Origin of the sequence: Cellulosimicrobium arenosum, assembly GCF_014837295.1 — a bacterium.
In the GTDB taxonomy this organism is placed as follows: Bacteria; Actinomycetota; Actinomycetes; order Actinomycetales; family Cellulomonadaceae; genus Cellulosimicrobium; species Cellulosimicrobium arenosum.
Map to the genome: position 1 here is coordinate 125,102 of NZ_JACYHB010000004.1, position 21,243 is coordinate 146,344.

General features: G+C 73.4%; 22 protein-coding genes. 12 read left to right on the forward strand and 10 right to left on the reverse strand.

What is annotated here, in order from left to right:
• Positions 1 to 7: 7 nt before the first annotated feature.
• The 3 genes from IF651_RS06760 to IF651_RS06770 form a co-directional block, all read right to left on the reverse strand.
• Positions 8 to 673 carry a DUF4190 domain-containing protein gene (locus IF651_RS06760; protein ID WP_241744195.1) on the reverse strand — a complete coding sequence of 222 codons (666 nt, stop codon included), beginning with the start codon at positions 671 to 673 and terminating at the stop codon, positions 8 to 10.
• A 128-nt stretch (positions 674 to 801) separates the two neighbouring features.
• Positions 802 to 1,422 carry a DUF4190 domain-containing protein gene (locus tag IF651_RS06765; protein WP_191828342.1) on the reverse strand — a complete coding sequence of 207 codons (621 nt, stop codon included), beginning with the start codon at positions 1,420 to 1,422 and terminating at the stop codon, positions 802 to 804.
• A complete protein-coding gene (locus tag IF651_RS06770) occupies positions 1,419 to 2,249 on the reverse strand; it encodes an exodeoxyribonuclease III (RefSeq protein ID WP_191828343.1) in 831 nt (276 codons plus the stop codon). The genes IF651_RS06765 and IF651_RS06770 overlap by 4 nt, the downstream gene beginning before the upstream one ends.
• Positions 2,250 to 2,308: 59 nt before the next feature.
• Between IF651_RS06770 and IF651_RS06775 the strand changes: the two genes are divergently transcribed.
• Together IF651_RS06775 and pyrE are read left to right on the forward strand one after the other, a co-directional pair.
• A complete protein-coding gene (locus tag IF651_RS06775) occupies positions 2,309 to 3,073 on the forward strand; it encodes an SDR family NAD(P)-dependent oxidoreductase (RefSeq protein WP_191828344.1) in 765 nt (254 codons plus the stop codon).
• Between the two features lie 29 nt (positions 3,074 to 3,102).
• Positions 3,103 to 3,678 (forward strand): orotate phosphoribosyltransferase, encoded by a 576-nt coding sequence (gene pyrE, locus IF651_RS06780; protein ID WP_191828345.1) that lies wholly within the window; start codon positions 3,103 to 3,105, stop codon positions 3,676 to 3,678.
• Between the two features lie 48 nt (positions 3,679 to 3,726).
• On the opposite strand, the gene IF651_RS06785 is transcribed toward pyrE, so the two are convergent.
• Positions 3,727 to 4,467 carry an HAD-IIA family hydrolase gene (locus IF651_RS06785; protein WP_191828477.1) on the reverse strand — a complete coding sequence of 247 codons (741 nt, stop codon included), beginning with the start codon at positions 4,465 to 4,467 and terminating at the stop codon, positions 3,727 to 3,729.
• Between the two features lie 103 nt (positions 4,468 to 4,570).
• Here IF651_RS06785 and IF651_RS06790 point away from each other — a divergent pair, with 103 nt between their 5' ends.
• The 3 genes from IF651_RS06790 to fbaA all read left to right on the forward strand — a co-directional run bounded on the left by IF651_RS06790 (position 4,571) and on the right by fbaA (position 7,374).
• Positions 4,571 to 5,551: a DUF368 domain-containing protein gene (locus IF651_RS06790; protein ID WP_338403812.1), complete on the forward strand. Its 981-nt coding sequence runs from the start codon at positions 4,571 to 4,573 to the stop codon at positions 5,549 to 5,551.
• 49 nt (positions 5,552 to 5,600) lie between these two features.
• Positions 5,601 to 6,281, forward strand: a complete 681-nt coding sequence (locus IF651_RS06795) for a TrmH family RNA methyltransferase (RefSeq protein ID WP_191828346.1) — start codon at positions 5,601 to 5,603, stop codon at positions 6,279 to 6,281.
• A 70-nt stretch (positions 6,282 to 6,351) separates the two neighbouring features.
• Positions 6,352 to 7,374 carry a class II fructose-bisphosphate aldolase gene (gene fbaA / locus IF651_RS06800; RefSeq protein ID WP_191828347.1) on the forward strand — a complete coding sequence of 341 codons (1,023 nt, stop codon included), beginning with the start codon at positions 6,352 to 6,354 and terminating at the stop codon, positions 7,372 to 7,374.
• Between the two features lie 167 nt (positions 7,375 to 7,541).
• Here fbaA and IF651_RS06805 read toward each other — a convergent pair whose 3' ends face one another.
• Positions 7,542 to 7,964, reverse strand: a complete 423-nt coding sequence (locus IF651_RS06805) for an STAS domain-containing protein (RefSeq protein ID WP_422110453.1) — start codon at positions 7,962 to 7,964, stop codon at positions 7,542 to 7,544.
• A 172-nt stretch (positions 7,965 to 8,136) separates the two neighbouring features.
• Between IF651_RS06805 and IF651_RS06810 the strand changes: the two genes are divergently transcribed.
• Positions 8,137 to 10,347: a SpoIIE family protein phosphatase gene (locus IF651_RS06810; protein WP_191828348.1), complete on the forward strand. Its 2,211-nt coding sequence runs from the start codon at positions 8,137 to 8,139 to the stop codon at positions 10,345 to 10,347.
• A 17-nt stretch (positions 10,348 to 10,364) separates the two neighbouring features.
• Here the strand turns inward: IF651_RS06810 and IF651_RS06815 are convergent, their stop codons facing one another.
• Positions 10,365 to 10,730, reverse strand: coding sequence for an STAS domain-containing protein (locus IF651_RS06815; protein WP_191828349.1), 366 nt, complete (start codon positions 10,728 to 10,730; stop codon positions 10,365 to 10,367).
• A gap of 62 nt (positions 10,731 to 10,792) precedes the next feature.
• Positions 10,793 to 11,227 (reverse strand): DUF3151 domain-containing protein, encoded by a 435-nt coding sequence (locus IF651_RS06820; protein ID WP_191828350.1) that lies wholly within the window; start codon positions 11,225 to 11,227, stop codon positions 10,793 to 10,795.
• 153 nt (positions 11,228 to 11,380) lie between these two features.
• On the opposite strand from IF651_RS06820, the gene IF651_RS06825 reads away from it, so the two are divergent.
• Both IF651_RS06825 and purD read left to right on the forward strand, forming a co-directional pair.
• The gene (locus IF651_RS06825) at positions 11,381 to 12,667 is read left to right on the forward strand and encodes an adenylosuccinate synthase (protein ID WP_191828351.1); all 1,287 of its coding nucleotides are present in this window, start codon (positions 11,381 to 11,383) and stop codon (positions 12,665 to 12,667) included.
• Between the two features lie 70 nt (positions 12,668 to 12,737).
• Positions 12,738 to 14,027, forward strand: a complete 1,290-nt coding sequence (purD, locus tag IF651_RS06830) for a phosphoribosylamine--glycine ligase (protein ID WP_191828352.1) — start codon at positions 12,738 to 12,740, stop codon at positions 14,025 to 14,027.
• Here the strand turns inward: purD and IF651_RS17640 are convergent.
• A complete protein-coding gene (locus tag IF651_RS17640) occupies positions 14,011 to 15,546 on the reverse strand; it encodes an AAA family ATPase (RefSeq protein WP_241744197.1) in 1,536 nt (511 codons plus the stop codon). The genes purD and IF651_RS17640 overlap by 17 nt on opposite strands.
• Before the next feature lie 27 nt (positions 15,547 to 15,573).
• Between IF651_RS17640 and IF651_RS06840 the strand changes: the two genes are divergently transcribed.
• Entirely contained in the window at positions 15,574 to 16,557 is a 984-nt protein-coding gene (locus IF651_RS06840) for a phosphoribosylaminoimidazolesuccinocarboxamide synthase (protein ID WP_191828481.1), read from the forward strand.
• 105 nt (positions 16,558 to 16,662) lie between these two features.
• On the opposite strand, the gene IF651_RS06845 is transcribed toward IF651_RS06840, so the two are convergent.
• Both IF651_RS06845 and IF651_RS06850 read right to left on the reverse strand, forming a co-directional pair.
• Positions 16,663 to 18,198: an RICIN domain-containing protein gene (locus tag IF651_RS06845; RefSeq protein ID WP_191828353.1), complete on the reverse strand. Its 1,536-nt coding sequence runs from the start codon at positions 18,196 to 18,198 to the stop codon at positions 16,663 to 16,665.
• 252 nt (positions 18,199 to 18,450) lie between these two features.
• The gene (locus IF651_RS06850) at positions 18,451 to 18,804 is read right to left on the reverse strand and encodes an HNH endonuclease signature motif containing protein (RefSeq protein WP_191828354.1); all 354 of its coding nucleotides are present in this window, start codon (positions 18,802 to 18,804) and stop codon (positions 18,451 to 18,453) included.
• A gap of 309 nt (positions 18,805 to 19,113) precedes the next feature.
• Between IF651_RS06850 and purS the strand changes: the two genes are divergently transcribed.
• Genes purS through IF651_RS06865 form a run of 3 tightly spaced genes read left to right on the forward strand, consistent with a single transcriptional unit; the run spans position 19,114 to position 21,235 of the window.
• Positions 19,114 to 19,410: a phosphoribosylformylglycinamidine synthase subunit PurS gene (gene purS / locus IF651_RS06855; RefSeq protein ID WP_191828355.1), complete on the forward strand. Its 297-nt coding sequence runs from the start codon at positions 19,114 to 19,116 to the stop codon at positions 19,408 to 19,410.
• A complete protein-coding gene (gene purQ / locus IF651_RS06860) occupies positions 19,410 to 20,132 on the forward strand; it encodes a phosphoribosylformylglycinamidine synthase subunit PurQ (protein ID WP_191828356.1) in 723 nt (240 codons plus the stop codon). The genes purS and purQ overlap by 1 nt, the downstream gene beginning before the upstream one ends.
• Entirely contained in the window at positions 20,129 to 21,235 is a 1,107-nt protein-coding gene (locus IF651_RS06865; RefSeq protein WP_338403813.1) for a GNAT family N-acetyltransferase, read from the forward strand. The genes purQ and IF651_RS06865 overlap by 4 nt, the downstream gene beginning before the upstream one ends.
• Positions 21,236 to 21,243 lie beyond the last annotated feature (8 nt).

The window sequence follows — 21,243 nt, forward strand, 5'->3', positions numbered from 1 at the left end:
CCCGCGGTCAGCCGAGCAGGTCGGCGGGCAGCGGTTCGTCTCCGCCCGCGAGGCAGAGACCGGTGCGGTCCCCGCCGGACCACGACGCGTCGGTGGGCGCCCACACGACGAGGTCGACGCCGTCGGGCGCGTCCGGACCGAGCACGCCCGGCGTGCAGACCTTCGCCACACGCGCGCTCACGCCCTCCTGACCGTGCCACACCTCGTCGGCACCGAAGTCGGTGCGCGCGACGACCTGGGCGCGGTGCTCGTCCGCGCAGGGGACGACCCGCACCTGCGAGACCTCCCCGTCCGGTGGGAGCTCTGCGAGGCAGCTGCCGACCACGAGGCGCGTCGCCGCCACGGTGACGGGTGCCTCGACGTCCCCGGCCAGCGGCGTGCTCGCCCGGTCCGCCTGCCACCAGAGGGCCGCTCCCGCGGCCCAGGCGACGGTCACGACCGCACCGGTCACCATGCCCGCGATCGCGAGACCGCGACCGCGGGTGCGGTGCGCGCGGACGCGGCTCAGCGCGGCGCCGCCCAGACCGATGCCGACCGGTCCGAGGACCACCCCGGCGGGCACGGACGCGAGTGCGAGCGCGTCGGTCCGCGGCCGCACGGGCCGTTGCGGGTCCCAGCCCGGCGCGTACGTGCCGGCCGCGAAGCCGCCCTCGTGCTGCGATCCGGTGGGCATCCGAGGGTCGCTGACCGGTACCGACCCGGGTGGTGGCGGTACCGGAGGGACACCCGGGGCGGGCGTCGGCCCGGACGGGTCGGGACGAGCCGGCGGCTCGGGCGCGGCGAAGAGGTCGTCGGTCATGGTCAGCTGTCCAGCGCGACACCGATCAGGAACAACCCCGCGAAGATCATCCCGAGGAGTCCGACGACGATGCCCGTGACCGCGAAGCCCATGCCCTTGGTCTTGTCCCGGCTGATCTGCATCGCGCCGACGACGCCCAGCACGAGCCCCACGATGCCCGGGAACCCGCACAGCAGGACCCCGGCGAGCGAGACGATCATCGACCAGAGCGCGAGCTGGTTCGTCGGCACCGGAGGGGTGTACACCGACGAGTACCCGGGACTGGGGTAGCCCGGCGGCGGGTAGCCACCGCCGACGGGCCCGTAGGGGGTCGGCTGCCCGGATCCGGGCGGCGCGCCGTAGGGCGCGGGCGTGCCGTAGGGCGGGGGAGCGCCCGGTGCCGAGCCCGACGGCGGGGTCCACCCGGGCGCATCCGAGGGCGCGTCGCCGGGCGGGCTGTACGGCGAGAACGGCTGCTGGTGGGGACGCGGCGCCGCCTGCGGGTCGGGTGCACCGTAGGGGCCCGGCGAGCCGTAGGGGTTCGGCGACCCGTAGGGGTTCGACGTCCGGTCCGGGTCCTGCGGGGCGTACGGGTCCTGAGGTCCCCGGTCGGGATCCTCGGGACTGCCAGGCGTCGTGGTCATGGGGACACCGTATCGATTCCCGGGCCACGCCCGTGCAGGTCGTCCAGGTCCACGACCACCGGCACGTGGTCCGACGCGCCCTTGCCCTTGCGTTCGTCGCGGTCGATCGCGACGCCGGTCACCCGGGCGCGCGCGGCGGGGGACAGGTAGGCGAAGTCGATCCGCATGCCCTCGTTCCGCGGGAACCGCAGCCGCTGGTAGTCCCAGTAGGTGTAGGACCGCTCCGCGGGGATGGTCTCGCGCGTGACCTCGGTGTACCCGGCGGCGCCGAACGCCGCGAACGCGTCGCGCTCGGCAGGTGTCACGTGGGTCTTGCCCGCGAAGTACGCGACGTCCCACACGTCGGTGTCGAGCGGCGCGACGTTCCAGTCGCCGACGAGCGCGACCTGCGCGGCGGCGTCGTCCGCGAGCCAGCCCGCGGCCCGGGCCCGCAGCTCGTCGAGCCAGCGCAGCTTGTACGCGTAGTGCGGGTCGCCCAGCTCGCGGCCGTGCGGCACGTACAGGCTCCACACGCGGACCCCGCCGCACGTCGCGCCCAGCGCGCGCGCCTCGACCCGGGCGGGGTCCCCGAACGCGGGCTGGCCGTCGAAGGAGGTCGCGACGTCGTCCAGCCCGACGCGCGAGACGACCGCCACGCCGTTCCACTGGTTCAGCCCCGCGCACGCGACCTCGTACCCGGCGGCCTCGAACGCCTCGCGGGGGAACTGCTCGGGCGTGCACTTGGTCTCCTGCAGCGCGAGCACGTCCGTGCCCGACCGTTCGAGGAACGCGACCGCCCGGTCGACGCGGGCGCGGACGGAGTTGATGTTCCAGGTGGCCAGGCGCACGCCCCCACCCTAGGTGCCGCAGGCACGCCGGACCGCCCGTTCGACCGTAGGCTGACCCCATGGCGACAGCACTGATCACCGGCGCGAGCGCCGGTCTCGGCCTGGAGTTCGCGTGGCAGCTCGCCACCGCCCGGCACGACCTGGTCCTCGTCGCGCGCGACGAGGACCGGCTCCAGGACCTCGCGGGCCAGCTGCGAGCTGCCGCGGGCGTGCGCGTGCAGGTCCTGCCCGCGGACCTGTCCGTGCCCGACGACGTCGCGCGCGTCGCCCGGCGCCTGGCCTCCCCGGGCGCCGGGGACGAGGGACCGGTCGGGCTGCTGGTCAACAACGCGGGCTTCGCGACGCACCAGCGCTTCGTGGGCGGCGACGTCGATCTCGAGGTGAACGCGCTCGACGTCATGGTCGAGGCCGTCCTGGTGCTCTCCCACGCCGCCGCCGGGCAGATGACGGCACGGGGTCGCGGCGCGATCCTCAACGTCGCGTCCGTCGCCGCGCTCACCGCCGGCGGCACCTACGCCGCGGCGAAGGCGTGGGTGCGGTCGTTCACCGAGGGCCTGGCCGTCGAGCTCAAGGACTCCGGGGTCACCGCCACCGTCCTGTGCCCCGGGTTCACCCACACCGAGTTCCACGACCGGGCCGGGGTCGACGTGTCGGGCATGCCCGGGATCGCCTGGCTCAACGCCGACCGGGTCGTGACGGCGGCGCTCGCGGACGTGCGCCGCGGCGTCGTGATCTCGACGCCGTCGGCGCGGTACCGGCTCGCGTCCGCCGCGCTGCGGGTGCTTCCGCGCACGGCGGTCCGCGCCGTGGGGAGCTACCGCTGACCACCGCCCCGGCCGCTACCCTGGCGGACGTGACCGACGAACTCTCCTCGACGCCCCGCGAGCAGCTGCTCGCCCTCATCCGCGAGCTCGCCGTGGTGCACGGCCGCGTGACGCTGTCCTCCGGCAAGGAGGCGGACTACTACGTCGACCTGCGCCGGGTGACGCTGCACCACCGGGCCGCGCCGCTGATCGGGCACCAGCTGCTCGACCTGCTGGAGGAGCAGGGCCTCGGCACCGCGGAGATCGACGCCGTCGGCGGCCTCACGCTCGGGGCCGACCCCATCGCCGCCGCGCTGCTGCACGCCGCGGCGTCGCGCGGGCAGGACCTCGACGCGTTCGTCGTGCGCAAGGCCGCGAAGGCGCACGGCATGCAGCGTCAGATCGAGGGACCGGACGTCGCGGGCCGCAAGGTCGTCGTCGTGGAGGACACCACGACCACCGGCGGCTCCCCGATCGCCGCCGTCGAGGCCGTGCGCGCGGCCGGGGGCGAGGTGCTCGGCGTCGCGACGATCGTCGACCGTGCCACGGGCGCGGGCGAGAAGATCGAGGCGCTCGGCGTGCCGTACCACCACCTGTTCGACCTGGCCGACCTCGGCCTGTCCTGACGCGGTCGCGGCACTCCGGCCCGGGAAGGACGCCGGTCCGGGGGCCGGTCAGATGCGGTCGACCAGGTCCGCGACCGAGTCGATCACCTGGCTCGGACGGAACGGGAACCGGTCGACCTCCGACGCGCGCGTCGACCCCGTCATGACGAGGTACGTGTAGAGGCCCGCCTCGATGCCCGCGACGACGTCGGTGTCCATGCGGTCGCCGATCATCGCCGTCTTCTCCGAGTGCGCGTCGATCCGGTTGAGCGCGGACCGGAACATCATCGGGTTCGGCTTGCCCACGAAGTACGGCTTGCGGCCCGTCGCGGACGTGATCATCGCCGCGACGGCGCCCGTCGCGGGCAGCGGGCCCTCCTGGGAGGGGCCGGTCGTGTCCGGGTTGGTGCAGATGAAGCGTGCGCCGCCGAGGATGAGCCGGACCGCCTTGGTGATCGCCTCGAACGAGTAGGTACGCGTCTCACCGAGCACCACGTAGTCCGGGTCGGCCTCGGTGAGCGTGTACCCCGCCTCGTACAGAGCCGTGGTCAGGCCCGCCTCGCCGATCGCGTAGGCGCTGCCCTCGGGGATCTGGTCGTGCAGGAACTGGGCCGTCGCGAGGGCGGACGTCCAGATCGCGTCCTCGGGGACGTCGATGCCCGACGTCGCGAGCCGCGCCCGCAGGTCGCGCGCCGTGAAGATGGAGTTGTTCGTCAGGATGAGGAACGGGCGCCCCTTGTCACGCAGCGCGCGGATGAACTCCGGCGCGCCGGGGATCGCGTGCCCCTCGTGGACGAGCACGCCGTCCATGTCGGTGAGCCACGCCTCGATGGTGCGCTCGGTCACGGTCCGCTCCTTCTGCCGGGGGTGGGGCCGCAGCCAGCCTACTGTCCGTCCGGCTACGCTCTCGCAGGTGACGACCACGCCGCCGCCCGACCCTCCGCAGGACGTGCACCACGAGCACCCTGCCCACGCGCGCCGTCCCCGCACGTCGTGGACCTCCGCTCCCGGCTCGGCGGTCCGCGGCGGCCTCGTCGGCGCAGCCGAGTCGGTCCCCGGCATCTCGGGCGGCACCATCGCGCTCGTCGTCGGCCTCTACGACGACCTGATCGACGCCGCGGGGCAGGTCCTGCACGCGGCCCGCGAGCTCGTCGGCGGACTGGCCCGCCGCCGGGGGATCGCCCCCGCCGCGCGCGCGTGGCGCGCCGTGGACTGGCCGCTGATCGTGCCCGTTCTGCTCGGCATGGCCGTCGTCCTGCTCGCGTCCCTGTCGTTCGTCGCGCCGCTGCTGGAGTCGCACCCGGTACCGGTGCGGTCGGTGTTCTTCGGGATGATCGTCGTCTCGATCGCCGTCCCGCTGCGGCTCATGCCCGCGCGGTTCCGCGTGCTGGACGGCGTGCTGCTCGTCGTCGCGGCGGCCGCCGGGTTCTGGCTCACGAGCCTGCCACCGGGGCAGGTCGACGACCCGTCGCTGTGGCTCGTGTTCCTCGCCGCCGCGGTCGCGATCAACGCACTCGTGCTGCCGGGGGTCTCCGGCTCGTTCATCCTGCTCGCGATGGGCCTGTACGTCCCGGTGCAGGAGGCGATCCACGACCGCGACCTGGCGTTCGTGGGTGCCTTCGCCCTGGGCGCGCTCATCGGCCTCGCGAGCTTCGTGAAGCTCCTGCAGTGGCTCCTGCACCAGCACCGGCAGGGGACGATGGCGGTCCTCGCCGGCCTCATGGTCGGGTCGCTGCGCGCGCTGTGGCCCTGGCAGTCCGACGACGGGATGCTCCTCGCGCCGTCGGGCTCGCTCGTGGGGCCGGTCCTGCTGGCGCTCGCGGGTGCCGGCGTCGTGCTGTTCGCGATGGTCTGGGAGGCGCGCGTGACGCGCCGCAGGGCCGCGGTGGCCTGACGACCGTCGTCGCCGCGGGCGGCGCGCGGACCCGGGGCACAATGACCGCATGACGAGCAGCGGGACCACGCCCGAGGAGAGGGCGGTGGGCGTGGGTCCCTGGCCCGGGGGCCCGGACGCGTGGCCGACCGACGCGCGGTACGACCCCGAGCTGCTCGCCCACGGCGACCGGCGCAACGTCGTGGACGGCTACCGGTACTGGACGGTCGAGGCGATCGTCGCGGACATGGACGCCCGCCGGCCGCCCGGCCGCGCGCTGCACGTGGCGATCGAGAACTGGGCGCACGACCTCAACATCGGGTCCGTCGTGCGCACCGCGAACGCGTTCAACGCGACGGGCGTGCACGTCGTCGGGCGGCGGCGCTGGAACCGGCGCGGCGCGATGGTCACGGACCGCTATCTGCACGTGCACCACCACGCGACGGCGGCCGACCTCGCGGCGTGGGCCGCAGAGGAAGGGCTGCCCGTGATCGGGGTCGACAACGTGCCCGGCTCGGTGCCGATCGAGGGCTACGCCCTCCCGGCGTCGTGCGTGCTGCTGCTCGGCCAGGAGTCCTCGGGACTGACGCCCGACGCCGTGGCCGCCTGCCGCGACGTCGTGCACATCACCCAGCTCGGGTCGACGCGCTCGCTCAACGCCGGTGCCGCGGCCGCGATCGCGCTGCACACGTGGGCCGCGCAGCACGTGCTCGGTGCGGACGGCGGAGGACCAGAGGGCGAACGGCACTGACACCGACGCACGCATCCGTGCCAGACTTTCCCCTGACATCACACCCCGCACGACTCCACAGGAGCTCCGCATGCCCATCGCAACCCCCGAGGCCTACGCCGACATGATCGACCGGGCGAAGGCAGGCAAGTTCGCCTACCCGGCCGTCAACATCACGTCGTCGCAGAGCATCACCGCCGCGCTCCAGGGCTTCGCCGAGGCCGAGTCCGACGGCATCATCCAGGTGTCCGTGGGCGGCGCCGAGTACGCCTCCGGCTCGACGGTCAAGGACCGCATCGCCGGTTCGCTCGCGCTCGCCGGCTACGCCGCCGAGGTCGCCAAGAACTACCCCGTGCAGATCGCGATCCACACCGACCACTGCGTCGAGGCCAACCTCGACTCCTGGGTCCGCCCGCTGCTCGCGATCGAGGCCGAGCAGGTCAGGAACGGTGGCCTCCCGACGTTCCAGTCCCACATGTTCGACGGCTCCACGGTCCCGCTGGACCGCAACCTCGAGGTCGCCACCGAGCTGCTCGAGCTGTCCGTCGCCGCGCGCACGATCCTCGAGATCGAGATCGGCGTCGTGGGTGGCGAGGAGGACGGTCACGAGGCCGAGATCAACGAGAAGCTCTACACCACCGTCGCCGACGGCCTCGCCACGGTCCGCGCGCTCGGCACCGGCGAGAAGGGGCGCTACCTGACGGCCCTCACGTTCGGCAACGTGCACGGCGTCTACAAGCCCGGTGCGGTCAAGCTCCGCCCGGCCCTCCTCAAGGAGATCCAGGACGGCGTCGCCGCCGAGATCGGCACGGAGAACCCGTTCGACCTCGTCTTCCACGGCGGCTCCGGCTCCACGGCCGAGGAGATCTCGGAGGCCGTGGACAACGGCGTCATCAAGATGAACATCGACACCGACACCCAGTACGCGTTCACGCGCCCCGTCGTGTCGCACATGTTCGAGAACTACGACGGCGTGCTCAAGATCGACGGCGAGGTCGGGAACAAGAAGGCCTACGACCCGCGCGCCTGGGGCAAGAAGGCCGAGGCCGGCATGGCCGCGCGCATCGTCGAGGCGTCGCAGCAGCTGCGGTCGGCGGGCAACAAGATCCGCTGACCCTCGAACGGCCCGCGCGGCTCTCCGCCCGGCCGTTCGCTGGCACGAAGGCCCCCGGCTCGCGCCGGGGGCCTTCGTCATGCCGGGCGTCGCCCGACCGCGGTGTCGGTGGACGCGTGCGTCCGGTCGCACGACGCTCCTGGTCGGACCGCCGGCGCGTGCGGAGGTCAGCCGGGCTCGGGAGCGGGGCGTGCGCCGTCGTCGAAGCCCGGGTCCGTGTCGACGATGTCGAGCAGCTCGCCGATCCGGGTCACCTCGAGCAGGAACCGGACCGTCGGGGGAGCGCGCAGCACGCGCACGCGCTGCGGCCCGCGCGACGCGAGCCGGGCGAGGAACGCGACACCGGACGAGTCCATGAACGTGACGTGGTGCGCGTCGATCTCCACCGGGAGCCCTGACTCCTCGGCCGCGACGGTCGCCTCCTGCAGGTCCGCGCCGAGCTCCGCGTCGATCTCGCCGGACAGCACGATCCTCGCTCGTGACGCGCCGACGATGACGTGCACGCTCGCGGGGTCGCCGGCAGCGGATCGTGCTCCGTCCCTGCCGACGCCGACCTCACGGTCCGTGGCTGAGGGTGTACCGTCGCCCACCGGTGCTCCTTTCCGCTGTCCAGACCCTTGGAGGCCTCGGTGGCCCCCAATCTACGGTTGAATGTCCTGTCGGGACAGTAGCGTGGCCGAGGCAGTTGAATCGACCTGACGCCCGGACAGATGGGGAATCGCGACGTATTCCACCCGAAGTGACCCACCGCCGGAGGTGATCATGGGCCGTTCGCCCGACCTCGGGGCGGCGCTGCCGGAACACGTCCGGCAGATGTGCGCCGACGCGATCGCGAGTGCCGGCATCGCGATGTTCGTCACCGGTCCGCGGGCGCAGGAGATGCCCATCGTGTGGGTCAACCGCGCCTTCGAGCGTCAGACGGGCTTCACCTCCCAGGACGTCGTCGGCCGCAGCCCCCACGTGCTCGAGTCGTTGCTGACCGACCCGGTCGACGCGCAGCAGCTGCGGTCCGCGATCACCGAGGAACGGGAGATCACCCAGACCCTGAGGCTCGCCCGGCGGGACGGGTCGCTCGTGTGGTGCCAGCTGTCGTTCGCGCCCGTCCCCGACGCGGACGGTGAGGTCACGCACTGGGTCGGCGCGCAGATCGACGTCTCGGAGCTGCACGGGCGGTATGCCGCCCAGGTCGCGTCGCTCGACGTGGAGAGGCGGGAACGGGCTCTCCTCGACGTCGTCACGCAGAGCTCCGACCTGCTGGTCGACCTCGAGCAGCCCTTCGTCCTGCGGGACATCACCGAGCTGGTCACGGGCGTCGTGGTCGACTGGGCGGGGTTCTACCTCAACGACGACGGGCTGCGGTACGCCGAGGGCATCGACGCGAGCTCCCCGCCGACCGGCCGCGGTCGTCGGCACGGACGGTTCTCGCCGGGGATGGTGCTCCCTGCGCCCGGATCGCACGAGACGGATGCGCTCGGCGACGCGGCGCGGGCGGACGACTCGTCCTCCGGGGTCCCCCGGCCCGACGTCCCGGACCGCGTGCAGGACCTGCTGGACGGCCGGATCGCCGGGCCGGTGCGTCTCGACCTGGCCGCGCCGTACGGGCAGTGGTCGGCCTCGGGCTGGCTGCAGCGCGACATCGAGCACCGCCTGGAGGTGCCCGGCACGACCCCGACGAGCCTGCGCGTGATCGCCGTCCCGGGCCGACGCTGCGTGCTCGGGCTGCTCGTGGTCGCGCTGCCGGACCCGACGAACGCGGTCGGTGAGAGCGCGCTGGAGCTGCTCGAGGTCGTCGCGCGGCGCGTGGGTGCGGCCGTCGACAACGTGCGTCTCTACGCACGCGAGCACCGCCTCGCGGAGACCCTGCAGAGGGCCATGCTCCCGGAGCAGGCGGACGTCGTCGGGCTCGACGTGTGGACCTACTACGCGCCGAACTCGGAGCACGCCCAGGTGGGCGGCGACTGGTACGACGTCCTGCAGATCGCGCCGGACGTCGTCGGGCTCGTCATCGGCGACGTCGTGGGGCACGACGTCGAGGCCGCGGCCGCGATGGGTCAGCTGCGGTCGGTGGTCCGGTCCTACGCCTTCGAGCTGACGACACCGGGACCCGTGCTCGAGCGCGTCGACCAGCTCGTCCAGGGCATGCGCATCCCGCGCTCGGCGAGCCTCGTCTACGGCGCCCTGATCCGGCCCGACGCCGACGACCCGGACGACGCGTGGCGGATCGAGTACTCGCGGGCCGGTCACCTGCCGCCGCTGCTGCTGCGTGACGGCACCGTCACCCAGCTCGACGAGGCGGGCGGCCCGCTGGTCGGGTTCGGCGGCCGCAGCCGGGCGACGGGCTCCGCCGCGCTGCGACCGGGCGACACTCTCGTGCTGTACACCGACGGCCTCATCGAACGCCGGGACCGCGCGCTGCGGGTCGGGCTCGACGCGCTCGTCGCGGCGTCGTCCGCGGTCTCGGCCGTCGATGCCGCCGGCGTCGGGGAGGAGCTGTTGTCCCGGCTCGCCGACGCGCCCGAGGACGACGTCGCGCTCGTCGTCGTGCGCATCCCGGACCCGGTGCGGGACGCGGACGTCGTGGCGCTCAGCCCGCGCAGCCGGCGCTGGCTCCTCCCGAGCGAGCCGGCCTCGATCGGCCGCGCGCGGCACGCCGTGGTGCGCACGTGCCAGGCCTGGGGCGTCAAGGACGCGGCGAACGCGGAGCTCGTGGTCTCCGAGCTCGTCGCGAACGGGGTCCTGCACGGGTGGGGTCACCTGGCGCTGCGCCTGTTCGACACGGGCGACGGGATCCGTGTCGAGGTCGAGGACGCGAATCCTGCCCCCCCGATGCCGACGGACGGGCACGCGAACCGGATGGGCGGGTTCGGCATGCAGATCGTCGAGCGCCTCGCGGACTGGGGCTGGCGCCCGACGGGTACGGGCAAGCTGGTGTGGGCGAAGGTGCGCCCGGCGCCCCGGTCCTCGGAGGACTGAGCGCCGGGGCCGCAGGCTCAGTGGCGCCGCGGGTCCACGCTCGTGAACCCCGACGGCGGCGTGGTCGGCTCGCAGCGGTGCTCGGAGTCGATGCGGAACAGCTCGAGCGCGCCGCAGACCTCGAGCACGAACAGGTCGCGGTCGTCGCAGCCGCGCAGCACCGTCGCACCGCCGCGCTTGCGCCCCGAGTCCGCGAGCGAGATGAGGAACGCGGCGCCCGTGGAGTCCATGAAGGTCACGCGGCACATGTCGATGACCAGGAGCTGACGGCGGAGCCCTACCACCCGCGCGGCGATCTCCGGGAACTGGTCCCGCTCGGCGAGGTCGAGATCGCCGGCGATGACGAGGGTCGTCGTCGCGGGCGATGTGGCGATCTCGATCATGTCGACGACTCTAGACGCGCGCCCACCGCGCCGCACACTCCACGATCTCCGGGTCGGCGCTCTCAGCGCAGGGCGCGGACCTCGTCCGGTGAGGTGCCGCAGTCGCGCAGGAACGTCTCGCAGCGCTGGGCCTCGTCGATCTCGCCGATGTACGCGGCGCACTCGGCGAGCGCGAGGAGGGCGCGCAGGAAGCCCTGGTTCGGCACGTGGTCGGCCGGGACAGGACCCTGGCCCCGCCAGCCGGCGCGGCGCAGCGCGTCGAGACCACGGTGGTAGCCGGTGCGGGCCAACGCGTAGGCGGTCACGGCGCCCTTCGACCCGTTCTCGTGGAGGTAGTCCTCCGCGAGGAGCGCCCACACGAGGGACGACGACGGGGCGCGCGCGGCCACCTCGTACGGGTCCTCTCCCGCGTCGAGCGCGTCACGGACGGCGGCGTAGTCGTCGGGGAGCTCGGTCGGGGCGAGGCCGCCGAGCAGGTTCTGGTGAGAGTCGCTCATGGGTCCATTGTGCCGAACCGGGGGCCGTCCGGCCCCCGAGGTCAACGACCGGTAAACTCGTCGCGGTCCCCGGGTGACTGCCGCCCGGGTGACGCCTCGGCCCCGCGCGCGACCGGACCGGTCCGAGGAACAGGCAGTGCGAAAGTGGGGAACATGCCAGGCGTGGTGCTCGTCGGTGCCCAGTGGGGCGACGAAGGCAAGGGCAAGGCGACCGACCTCCTCGGGTCCAGGGTCGACTACGTGGTGAAGTTCAACGGCGGCAACAACGCCGGCCACACCGTGGTGATCGGCGACGAGAAGTACGCGCTGCACCTGCTGCCCTCGGGCATCCTCTCGCCGGGCGTGACGCCCGTCATCGCCAACGGCGTGGTCGTCGACATCGAGGTCCTGTTCCAGGAGCTGGACGACCTGATCTCCCGCGGCGTCGACGTCTCGAAGCTGCTCGTCTCGGGCTCCGCGCACGTGATCGCCGGATACCACCGCACGATCGACAAGGTCAGCGAGCGGTTCCTCGGCAACCGCCGGATCGGCACGACCGGCCGGGGCATCGGCCCGGCGTACGCCGACAAGATCAACCGAGTCGGCATCCGGGTGTGGGACCTGTTCGACGAGAAGATCCTCGCCGAGAAGATCGAGGGCTCGCTCGACCAGAAGAACCACCTGCTGGTCAAGGTCTACAACCGACGCGCGATCACCGTCGACGAGACGGTCGCCGAGCTGCGCGAGTACGGCGAGCGGCTGCGGCCGATGGTCGCGGACACCTCCCTCGTGCTCAACCAGGCGCTCGACGCCGGCAAGAACGTCCTGTTCGAGGGCGGCCAGGCCACGATGCTCGACGTCGACCACGGCACGTACCCGTTCGTCACGTCGTCGAACGCGACGGCAGGCGGCGCGCTGACCGGGTCGGGCATCGGACCGACGCGGATCAGCTCGGTCATCGGCGTGATCAAGGCGTACACGACCCGCGTGGGCGAGGGTCCGTTCCCCACCGAGCTGTTCGACGCGAACGGCGAGTACCTGCTCAAGACCGGCGGCGAGTACGGGGTCACGACGGGCCGCTCCCGGCGCTGCGGCTGGTACGACTCGGTCATCGCGCGCTACGCGACGCGCGTCAACGGCATCACGGACATGGTGCTCACCAAGCTCGACATCCTCACGGGGTTCGAGAAGGTCCCCGTGTGCGTCGCGTACGACGTGGACGGCGTGCGCCACGACGAGATGCCGCTCGACCAGACGGCGTTCCACCACGCGAAGCCGATCTACGAGGACCTCGACGGCTGGTGGGAGGACATCTCCGGCGCCCGCACCTTCGAGGAGCTGCCCGTCAACGCGCAGCGCTACGTGCTCGCGCTCGAGGAGATGTCCGGGACGCGGATCTCGGCGATCGGCGTCGGGCCGAGCCGTGACGCGATCATCCCCCGTCACGACCTCATCCACTGAAGGCTCGTCGGGCAGAGGTGAGCGACCGCCGAGGATCGCGGCGCCCGGCACGTCGGTAGACTCGTCGCCCGTGAAGATCCTCGTCGTCGGAACCGGTGCCCGCGAGCACGCCATCGTCCACGCCCTCGCGGGCGAGTCCGAGCGGCTCGGCACCGCGCCGCACGAGCTGCACGCCGCTCCCGGGAACCCGGGCATCGGTGAGCTCGCGTCGCTGCACTCCGTCGACGCGCTCGACGGAGAGGCGGTGGCCTCGCTCGCGACGGACCTCGGTGCGGAGCTCGTCGTCGTCGGGCCCGAGGCGCCGCTCGTCGCGGGGGTCGGGGACGCGGTGCGTGCCGTCGGGATCCCGGTGTTCGGCCCGTCCGCCGAGGCCGCGCGGCTCGAGGGCTCCAAGGCGTTCGCCAAGGAGGTCATGGCGGCAGCGTCAGTCCCCACCGCGCTCGCGCACGTGTGCACCGACCTCGACCAGGTCGCCGCCGCCGTGGACGCGTTCGGCGCGCCGCACGTCGTCAAGGACGACGGGCTCGCCGCAGGCAAGGGCGTCGTCGTGACGGACGACCGCGCCGCCGCGCTCGACCACGCCGCGGCCTGCCTCGTGTCGTCGCAGGTCGTCGTCGAGGAGTACCTCGACGGGCCCGAGGTGTCCTTGTTCTGCGTGTGCGACGGCACCACCGTGGTGCCGCTCGTCCCCGCCCAGGACTTCAAGCGGGTCTTCGACGCCGACGCCGGTCCCAACACGGGCGGCATGGGGGCGTACACCCCGCTCCCGTGGGCACCGGAAGGGCTCGTCGAGGAGGTCGTGGCGCGGGTCGCACAGCCCACGGTCGACGAGATGGCGCGCCGCGGTGCCCCGTTCGTCGGGATCCTGTACGTCGGTCTCGCCCTGACGAGCCGCGGCGCGCGCGTGGTGGAGTTCAACGCCCGGTTCGGCGATCCCGAGACCCAGTCGGTGCTCGACCGCCTGCGCACCCCGCTGTCCGTGGTCATGCTCGCGGCCGCGCACGGCCGACTCGCCGAGCTGCCGCCCCTCGCTTGGTCCGACGACGCGTCCGTGACCGTGGTCCTGGCCGCGCGGGGTTACCCGGAGTCGCCCCGCACGGGCGATCGCATCATCGGTGCCGACGCCGCGCAGGAGGTCGAGGGTGTGCACGTGCTGCACGCCGGCACGTCGCTCGACGCTGACGGCGCGCTGGTCTCCGCCGGTGGGCGAGTGCTCTCGGTGGTCGCGAGCGGGGCAGACCTCGGCCAGGCGCGCAGCCGCGCGTACGAGGCGATCGGGCGGATCGAGCTGGCCGGGTCACAGCACCGCACCGACATCGCGGCGCGGGCCGCCGCGGGCGAGGTCACCCTCGCGGGCTGACCGGCTCCTCGGGCGGCTCGACGACGTCGAACCCGTCGTCGTCCGTCCAGGCGGGCTCGTCGTCGAGAAGGTCCGGTGTGGAGCCGAGGAGCGACCGCGTGATGCGTTCGGCGTCGTCGGTCATCTCGTCGACCGCGCTGCGCAGGTCGACGTCGCCGACACCGTGACCGGCCTCGGCCGCACGCAGGACGGCGCGTCGGATGGCCTCCTTGACGAACGAGGCCGTCACGCCGTCGGTGCGCCGGGCGACGTCGTCGAGCACGGCGGCGGAGAAGGGTAGACCGCCGCGGTAGAGCGCGAACAGCCGCCTGCGTGCGTTCTCGTCGGGCAGCGGGATCTCCACCGCGAGGTCGACGCGTCCCGGCCGCTGCGCGAGCGCGCGCTCGAGGAGGTCGGCGCGGTTCGTCGTGAGGACGAACGCGACGTCCGCGTCCTGGGCGAGGCCGTCCATCGCGTCGAGCACCTCGAACAGCAGGGGCTGCGGTCCGTCGTGGAACGAGCGGTCCTCGGCGATGAGGTCGCAGTCCTCGAGCACCACCACGGCAGGCTGGAGCGCGCGCGCCGTCTCCGCGGCCAGGCGGACCAGCTGGAGTGCTCCGCCCGCGAGGAGGATCACGGTGGTCCCCGGGCTCTCGCCCACGAGGTGGCGCACCGTGTGGGTCTTGCCCGTCCCGGGCGCGCCGTGGAGCAGGACCCCTCGCTTGAGGTGCTGACCGGCGGACCTCAGCACCTCGCGATGGCGCGCCACCCCGATGACCTGACGCTCGATCCGGGCCAGCGTGCCCTCGGGCAGGACGACGTCGGACGCCGGGACCCGGTCCCTGCGCAGGAACGCCATGCCACCGACCGAAGGGCCGTACTCGGAGGCCGTGAACGTCACGACCCGGCCGCGGAGCACGCTGTGCTCGACCATCGCCTCGCGCAGCTCGCCGAGCAGCGTGAGCGCCGCGTCCTCGTCGGACCCCATCACCTCGACCGCACCCTCGTTCCCGTGGCGCGGGCTCGCGGCCCGCTGGAGCACGGCCACGGGGGAACCGGCGTAGGTGAACAGGTGCAGCCCGAACGCGACGGTGCGCCGCTCGGTGTCCGGGCCGGTCGCCGCTCGCGCGTAGTCGACCGCACCGACGGGGAACTGCTGCCACACGGCCGACTGCTCGGCGATCTCGGAGAACGACGTGTGCATCCGCTGCTCGCCGCCTCCCACGCCCACCAGCCGCCCGCCGCCGTGCCGCTGCACCACGACCTCCAGCGCCACGTCGGCGTCGACGGATCGCAACGCGGACACGGTCTCGGTGACGACCGCGAGCCCCCGCGGGTCGGTGCCGAGATGTTCTCGCAGCAGGGTGGCGACGGAGGGGCCGGGCGTGCCGTGGTGCCGCTGTGCACGCTGGTTGACGGCCTCCATGAAGGTCGCGAAGGTGTCGAGAAAGGCGGCGGTCCTCGGATCGTCCTCGAGGTCCTCGTGCGGCGGACCGCCGGAGGGGCCGGCAGCGGACGCGGGGGAGCCCTCGAAGTGCATGGTGCGAGACTAGGCCCCGTGACCGACATGCCCTTGGACCCTGCCCCGGAGCTCTCGCTCGGCGAGACGGACGCCCTCGACACCGCACGCCTCGAGCTGCCCGGGTGGACGCACGTGTACTCCGGCAAGGTGCGCGACCTGTACGAGCCGGACCTGCCCGCCGTGGGCGGCGTCCACCCGCTCGGCGACGTCGTGCTCGTCGTCGCGAGCGACCGCGTGAGCGCGTTCGACCACGTGCTCTCGCCCGGGATCCCCGACAAGGGCGTGGTCCTCACGCAGCTCAGCCTCTGGTGGTTCGACCAGCTCGGGGACCTCGTGCCGAACCACGTCGTCTCGACCGAGATCTCCGCCGAACCGGGTGACGGGCTGGTGCCGGACGTCGTCGCCGGGAGGGCGATGATCTGCCGCCGACTGGACATGTTCCCGGTCGAGTGCGTGGTCCGCGGCTACCTCACCGGCTCCGGGCTGGTCGAGTACCGCGCCGGGGGCGCGGTGTGCGGCGTGCCGCTCCCGGACGGTCTGGTCGACGGGTCCAGGCTGCCCGAGCCGATCTTCACGCCCGCGACGAAGGCGGCGGTCGGGGAGCACGACGAGAACGTCCCGTTCGAGGTCGTCGCCGCGCGGCTCGGCGTCGACGTCGCGGCCCGTCTGCGCGACCTGACGCTCGCGGTGTACGGGAGGGCGGAGCAGATCGCGCGCGAGCGTGGTGTGATCCTCGCCGACACCAAGCTCGAGTTCGGAGCAGACCCTGCGACCGGAGCGACGGTGCTCGGCGACGAGGTCCTCACGCCGGACTCGTCGCGCTTCTGGCCGGCCGACCAGTGGGAACCAGGGCGTGCCCAGCCCAGCTTCGACAAGCAGTTCGTCCGCGACTGGCTCGCGTCCGGGGACTCGGGCTGGGACCGCGCGTCCGACGTCCCGCCGCCGGCGCTGCCCGCCGACGTCGTCGTGCACACGCGGGACCGGTACCTCGAGGCGTACGAGCGCATCACGGGCTCGCCGCTGCGCTGACCCTGCCGGACCGACGCGTTCCCGGACGGGCGCGACGCATCCTCGGACGGGCACGACGCCGGTGGCCCGGCGGGTCACCGGCGTCGTGCGTGGCGCGTCCGCGAGTCAGGCGCGCCGCCACTGCTGGTTGGCGCCGGCGTGGCAGTCCCACTGGATGAGCCGGGTGCCGTCGGCGGTGCCCCACCCGTCCACGTCGACGCACCGGCCGGACAGCACCGAGCGGAGCGTCCCGTCGCCCTGCAGGCGGAACTGCTGGGCCGGGTTCCCGCTGCAGCCGGCGATCTGGATCACGGCTCCGTTGTCCGGCGATCCCCAGGCGACGTCCATGCACATGCCGGAGATCCGGACGGTGCCGTCGCCCTCGAAGGACCAGGCCTGGGCGTTCGTCCCGTTGCACGTCCACAGCTGCAAGGCCTTGCCGTCGGTGAAGTCCGAGCTCGGGACGTCGATGCACTTGCCGACGTAGCCGACGATCGGGCGTGCCCCGCCACCGTTCCCGCCGGTCGTGACGAGCGAGAGGCCGTACGCGTCCAGCGCGGGTCGCAGCGGCTGGTAGATGAACTTGCCGCCCGACGAGCAGTCCCCGATGCGTCCGGACGTGATGCCCTGCGCCTGGTTGCCCGAGATCACGGAACCGCCGGAGTCCCCGCCCTCGGCGCACGCGGTGCCGATGGTCAGGCCCACCGTGTCTCCCTCCCCGTAGTTCACGCTCACGTTCTTCTGCTCGATGACTCCGCAGCGCCAGCCCGTGGTGCGTCCGGAGCGGCACACCGACGCGCCGATCGCCTGCTCGGCGGAACCTGCGACCGCGACGGTACCGCCCGCGTAGTCGTTGACCGTCGGGGTGGAGGTCCAGCCGCCGCTCGTCCGTACCCACGCGAAGTCGTTGCGGGGCCAGCCGGACGCCTGGTAGGTCCCGAGGCCGGCACCGTCGGGTGCCGTGACGGCGTTGCCGCCGGAGCCGCAGTGGCCCGCCGTCACGAAGCCGCCCTGCACCGCGAACCCGACGGAGCAGAGCGTCACGTACCCGTCCCCGGTGGGGCGGTGGAACTCGTCGCCGCCGCGCACGTCGCGCGCGACCTCGTAGGTGTCGTCGACCGTCTCGATACGGACCGTGTCCGCGGCGGCGCCGGCGTCGTCCCGGAACTCGCGCGCGGCGGCCGGGTCGGTCGACTCGACGACGACCTCGTTGGTCGTCGGGTCGACGTACCAGGCCTGCACGGCCTCGGGGGCGGAGGTGCCGTCGAGCTGCGCCTTGACCTGCTCGAGGTCCGCGAGGTCGTGGTCCACGACGACGGCGACCGCGCCCGCGTCCTCGACCTCGTCGACGAGCGCTGCGTCGGTGACCGCGGTGACCGGCGCGTCGGCGCCCTCGGGGAGCCAGGTGCCGGCGTAGGCGTCGCCGACCTCACGGCTGAGGTGCTCCTCGATCGCCGTCGTCGTCGCGTCGAGGGTGAGCCGGTCGACGATCTCGTCCTCGGCGAGGCCGAGGTCGCGCTCCAGCGCGTCGATCTGTCCTTGCGGCAGCTCGGCGACCGGAGCCGGCGTGCTGACGTCCGGTGCGGGGTCCGGTGCCGCCACCGCGGCTCCGGCGACGGTCATCGCCGCCACGGTGGCCAGCGCTGTCAGTGCTCTTCGCATCGTGATTCTCCTCAGGAGCTTCCTCGGCACGAGCGCCCTCGCCGTCGAGGACGCCACGGGGGAGCCCGCAGACGGGCCTGCTGTACCCGTCAGGGGCGCGCGGTGCGCACGCTCCCTCGTCTCACCGGGTGGGCGGCGGTGGCAGCGCTGCCAGGACGCCGCTCGCCCTTCCAAGCACCGTACCGATATACCCGAAAGATGTCACCAGGGAGCGTTCTCCCGGGCTTCTCGGGCGGAGCTCGCCGGAGTGGGTCATGCGCCGCGACGCGGCGCCGGCCGTTCGTACGTGTGCCCGCTCGGCCCGGTCCAACGCACCGTGCCGTCGCCGAGCAGCGCGGGACGCCAGCCGTCCCGGGCGCGCAGGACCCGATGGCGCCGGCAGAGCGCGACGAGGTTGTGAGCGCCGTTGCCGGACTCGTCGCCGGGTCGTGGGGCGACGACGTGGTCGAGGTCGCACCGGAACGCCGGCACGCTGCAGCCGGGAAAGGTGCATGTCGCGTCCCGCGCGAAGACCCGGGCGACGGTCCGAGCGGACGGGCGCTGCGTCGTCGGGACCTGTCCGGTCGGGGCTGCCTGGTCGGTCGGCACCTGTGGACGTGCTGGCACGAGCGATCTCCTTCGCGTCGGTCACTCCGGCGGCCTCTGCCTGTCTCGACCCGTGCAAGGGCGGGGAAGGGGCAGGACCCCGCCCTCGCACGTGTGGTCGAGCGTGCGTCTCGAACACACGTTCGATCGTAGCGACACCTACCCACGGTCGTGTTCCGACGCGCGCTGCGGAGCCCGACTCGCGCCGCTGGACCGCGGGCCCGGACGGGCCCCTGGCTGGGTAGAATGACCGTGGAATCACGCCGTCGGCTCCCGAGGAACCCTCCGGGACAGCCCGACTCTCCTCAACTCTCTTGCCAAGGAGCCCCCGTGGGACGCGTCGTCGTCGAGGTCATGCCCAAGCCCGAGATCCTGGACCCGCAGGGCAAGGCCGTCGTCGGGGCGCTGCCTCGGCTCGGCTTCACCCAGTTCACCTCGGTGCGTCAGGGCAAGCGGTTCGAGCTCGAGGTCGAGGGCGACGTCACGCCCGAGGTGCTTGCCGCCGCGCAGGAGGCCGCCTCGACGGTGCTCTCCAACCCGGTCATCGAGGACGTCGTCCGCGTGGCCGACGCGGTGACCGACTCGTCCGACATCGTGACGACCGCGCCTTCCCAGGGCCTCGCCTGATGACGACGCCCACCTCGCTCGCGACGGCCCGCGTCGGCGTCGTCACGTTCCCCGGCACGCTCGACGACCGCGACGCCGCCCGCGCCGTGCGCCTCGCGGGCGGCGAGCCCGTCTCGCTGTGGCACGCGGACGCGGACCTGCACGGGGTCGACGCGGTCGTCCTGCCGGGCGGCTTCTCGTACGGGGACTACCTGCGCGCCGGCGCGATCAGCCGGTTCGCGCCGGTCATGGAGTCCCTCGTCGACGCCGCGAACGGCGGTCTGCCTGTCCTCGGCATCTGCAACGGCTTCCAGGTCCTCACCGAGGCCCACCTGCTCCCGGGCTCGATGATCAAGAACGACCACCTGCACTTCGTGTGCCGCGAGCAGGTCCTCGTCGTCGAGAACGCCGAGACGGTGTGGACGCGCGACTTCACCGCCGGACAGCGCATCACCGTCCCCCTGAAGAACCAGGACGGCCAGTTCGTCGCCGACGACCGCACGCTCGACGAGCTCGAGGCCGAGGGACGGGTCGTGTTCCGCTACGACGGCCAGAACCCGAACGGCTCGCGCCGCGGCATCGCGGGCATCTCGAACGCGGCGGGCAACGTCGTCGGTCTCATGCCGCACCCCGAGCACGCCGTCGAGGCGGGCTTCGGCCCGGCTGCGGAGGCCGGGCCCCGAGCCGGCACCGACGGGCTGGCCCTCTTCACGTCCGTGCTGGGCGTGCTCGTCCACGCGTGACCTCGCCGCCCGAGGCCGCGTACCCGCCGCCGGGTCGCGTCAGCCTGGTCGCCGGCGACCACCCGGAGGCGGTCGCGCTGTTCGCGCGCCAGCAGGCCGAGCTGACCGAGCGCTACGGCGAGCCCGACGACGGTGACTTCGACCCCGCGGGGCTGCTCGGCGTCGTCGTGCTGCACGCCGGCGACGTGCCCGTCGCGTGCGTCGCGCTGCGCGACGTCTCCGGCGCGCCGGACGGGCGCGGCGGCGTCCACCCGCTCGCGACCGGCGAGGCCAAGCGCCTGTTCGTCGCCCCCGAGCACCGCGGGCACGGGTACGCCCGTGCGGTGATGCGCGCGGTGCACGACCAGGCCGCGTCGGTCGGGCTGGGACGGCTCGTCCTCGAGACCGGCACGCTCCAGCCGGAGTCGATCGACCTGTACCTGAGCCTCGGCTATCTGCCGATCGAGCGGTACGGGCACTACGCGGACCAGCCGGAGTCGCGATGCTTCGCGCTGGACCTCGCTCGCCTCGGTGCCGACGGCGCGGCGGCGGCCGTGCGCCGGTCCGACACCCGCGGCGTCGGGAGCGCGGTGGGGCTCGGAGCAGGGCGGGACGTCGAGGTCCGGCCGAGCACCTGGGACGACCCGGACGCGGCGCGGCTGCGGCGCGAGATGCACGAGAGCTCGTCGGCCGTGCTCTACCCCGAGGTGTTCGGCGCACTGGACGCTGCCGGGTACGCCGCGCTCGACGCGCGGCTGGGTGCGGACGTGGTCGCGTCGTTCCTCGCGGTGGCCGCGGACGGCGAGGCGGTCGGCTGCGCGTTCCTGCGCCGGCCCGATGCGGGCGCTCCGGAGGGATCGCTGGAGGTGAAGAAGGTGTTCGTGCGGGAGTCGGCGCGCGGTGCGGGTGCCGCGCGGGCCCTCATGGCCGCCGCCGAGGACGCGGCGCGGCGGCTCGGGGCGAGCACGGCCGTGCTCGAGACCGGTATCCGCCAGCCCGCGGCCATCACGCTGTACCGGTCGCTCGGCTACCGCGTCGTGCTGCCGTTCCCGCCGTTCGACGGCCCGAACCCCATCGCGCTCTGCTTCGGCAAGCCGCTGGAACCGCGTCGTCCTGGCCGCTAGGGTCGATG

Coding starts and splice junctions, on each gene's coding strand:
- IF651_RS06760 (WP_241744195.1), bottom strand. CDS start 673: ATGCCCACCGGATCGCAGCACGAGGGCGGCTTCGCGGCCGGCACGTAC.
- IF651_RS06765 (WP_191828342.1), bottom strand. CDS start 1,422: ATGACCACGACGCCTGGCAGTCCCGAGGATCCCGACCGGGGACCTCAG.
- IF651_RS06775 (WP_191828344.1), top strand. CDS start 2,309: ATGGCGACAGCACTGATCACCGGCGCGAGCGCCGGTCTCGGCCTGGAG.
- IF651_RS06785 (WP_191828477.1), bottom strand. CDS start 4,467: ATGGACGGCGTGCTCGTCCACGAGGGGCACGCGATCCCCGGCGCGCCG.
- IF651_RS06795 (WP_191828346.1), top strand. CDS start 5,601: ATGACGAGCAGCGGGACCACGCCCGAGGAGAGGGCGGTGGGCGTGGGT.
- fbaA (WP_191828347.1), top strand. CDS start 6,352: ATGCCCATCGCAACCCCCGAGGCCTACGCCGACATGATCGACCGGGCG.
- IF651_RS06810 (WP_191828348.1), top strand. CDS start 8,137: ATGGGCCGTTCGCCCGACCTCGGGGCGGCGCTGCCGGAACACGTCCGG.
- IF651_RS06815 (WP_191828349.1), bottom strand. CDS start 10,730: ATGATCGAGATCGCCACATCGCCCGCGACGACGACCCTCGTCATCGCC.
- IF651_RS06820 (WP_191828350.1), bottom strand. CDS start 11,227: ATGAGCGACTCTCACCAGAACCTGCTCGGCGGCCTCGCCCCGACCGAG.
- IF651_RS06825 (WP_191828351.1), top strand. CDS start 11,381: ATGCCAGGCGTGGTGCTCGTCGGTGCCCAGTGGGGCGACGAAGGCAAG.
- IF651_RS17640 (WP_241744197.1), bottom strand. CDS start 15,546: ATGCACTTCGAGGGCTCCCCCGCGTCCGCTGCCGGCCCCTCCGGCGGT.
- IF651_RS06840 (WP_191828481.1), top strand. CDS start 15,574: ATGCCCTTGGACCCTGCCCCGGAGCTCTCGCTCGGCGAGACGGACGCC.
- IF651_RS06845 (WP_191828353.1), bottom strand. CDS start 18,198: ATGCGAAGAGCACTGACAGCGCTGGCCACCGTGGCGGCGATGACCGTC.
- purQ (WP_191828356.1), top strand. CDS start 19,410: ATGACGACGCCCACCTCGCTCGCGACGGCCCGCGTCGGCGTCGTCACG.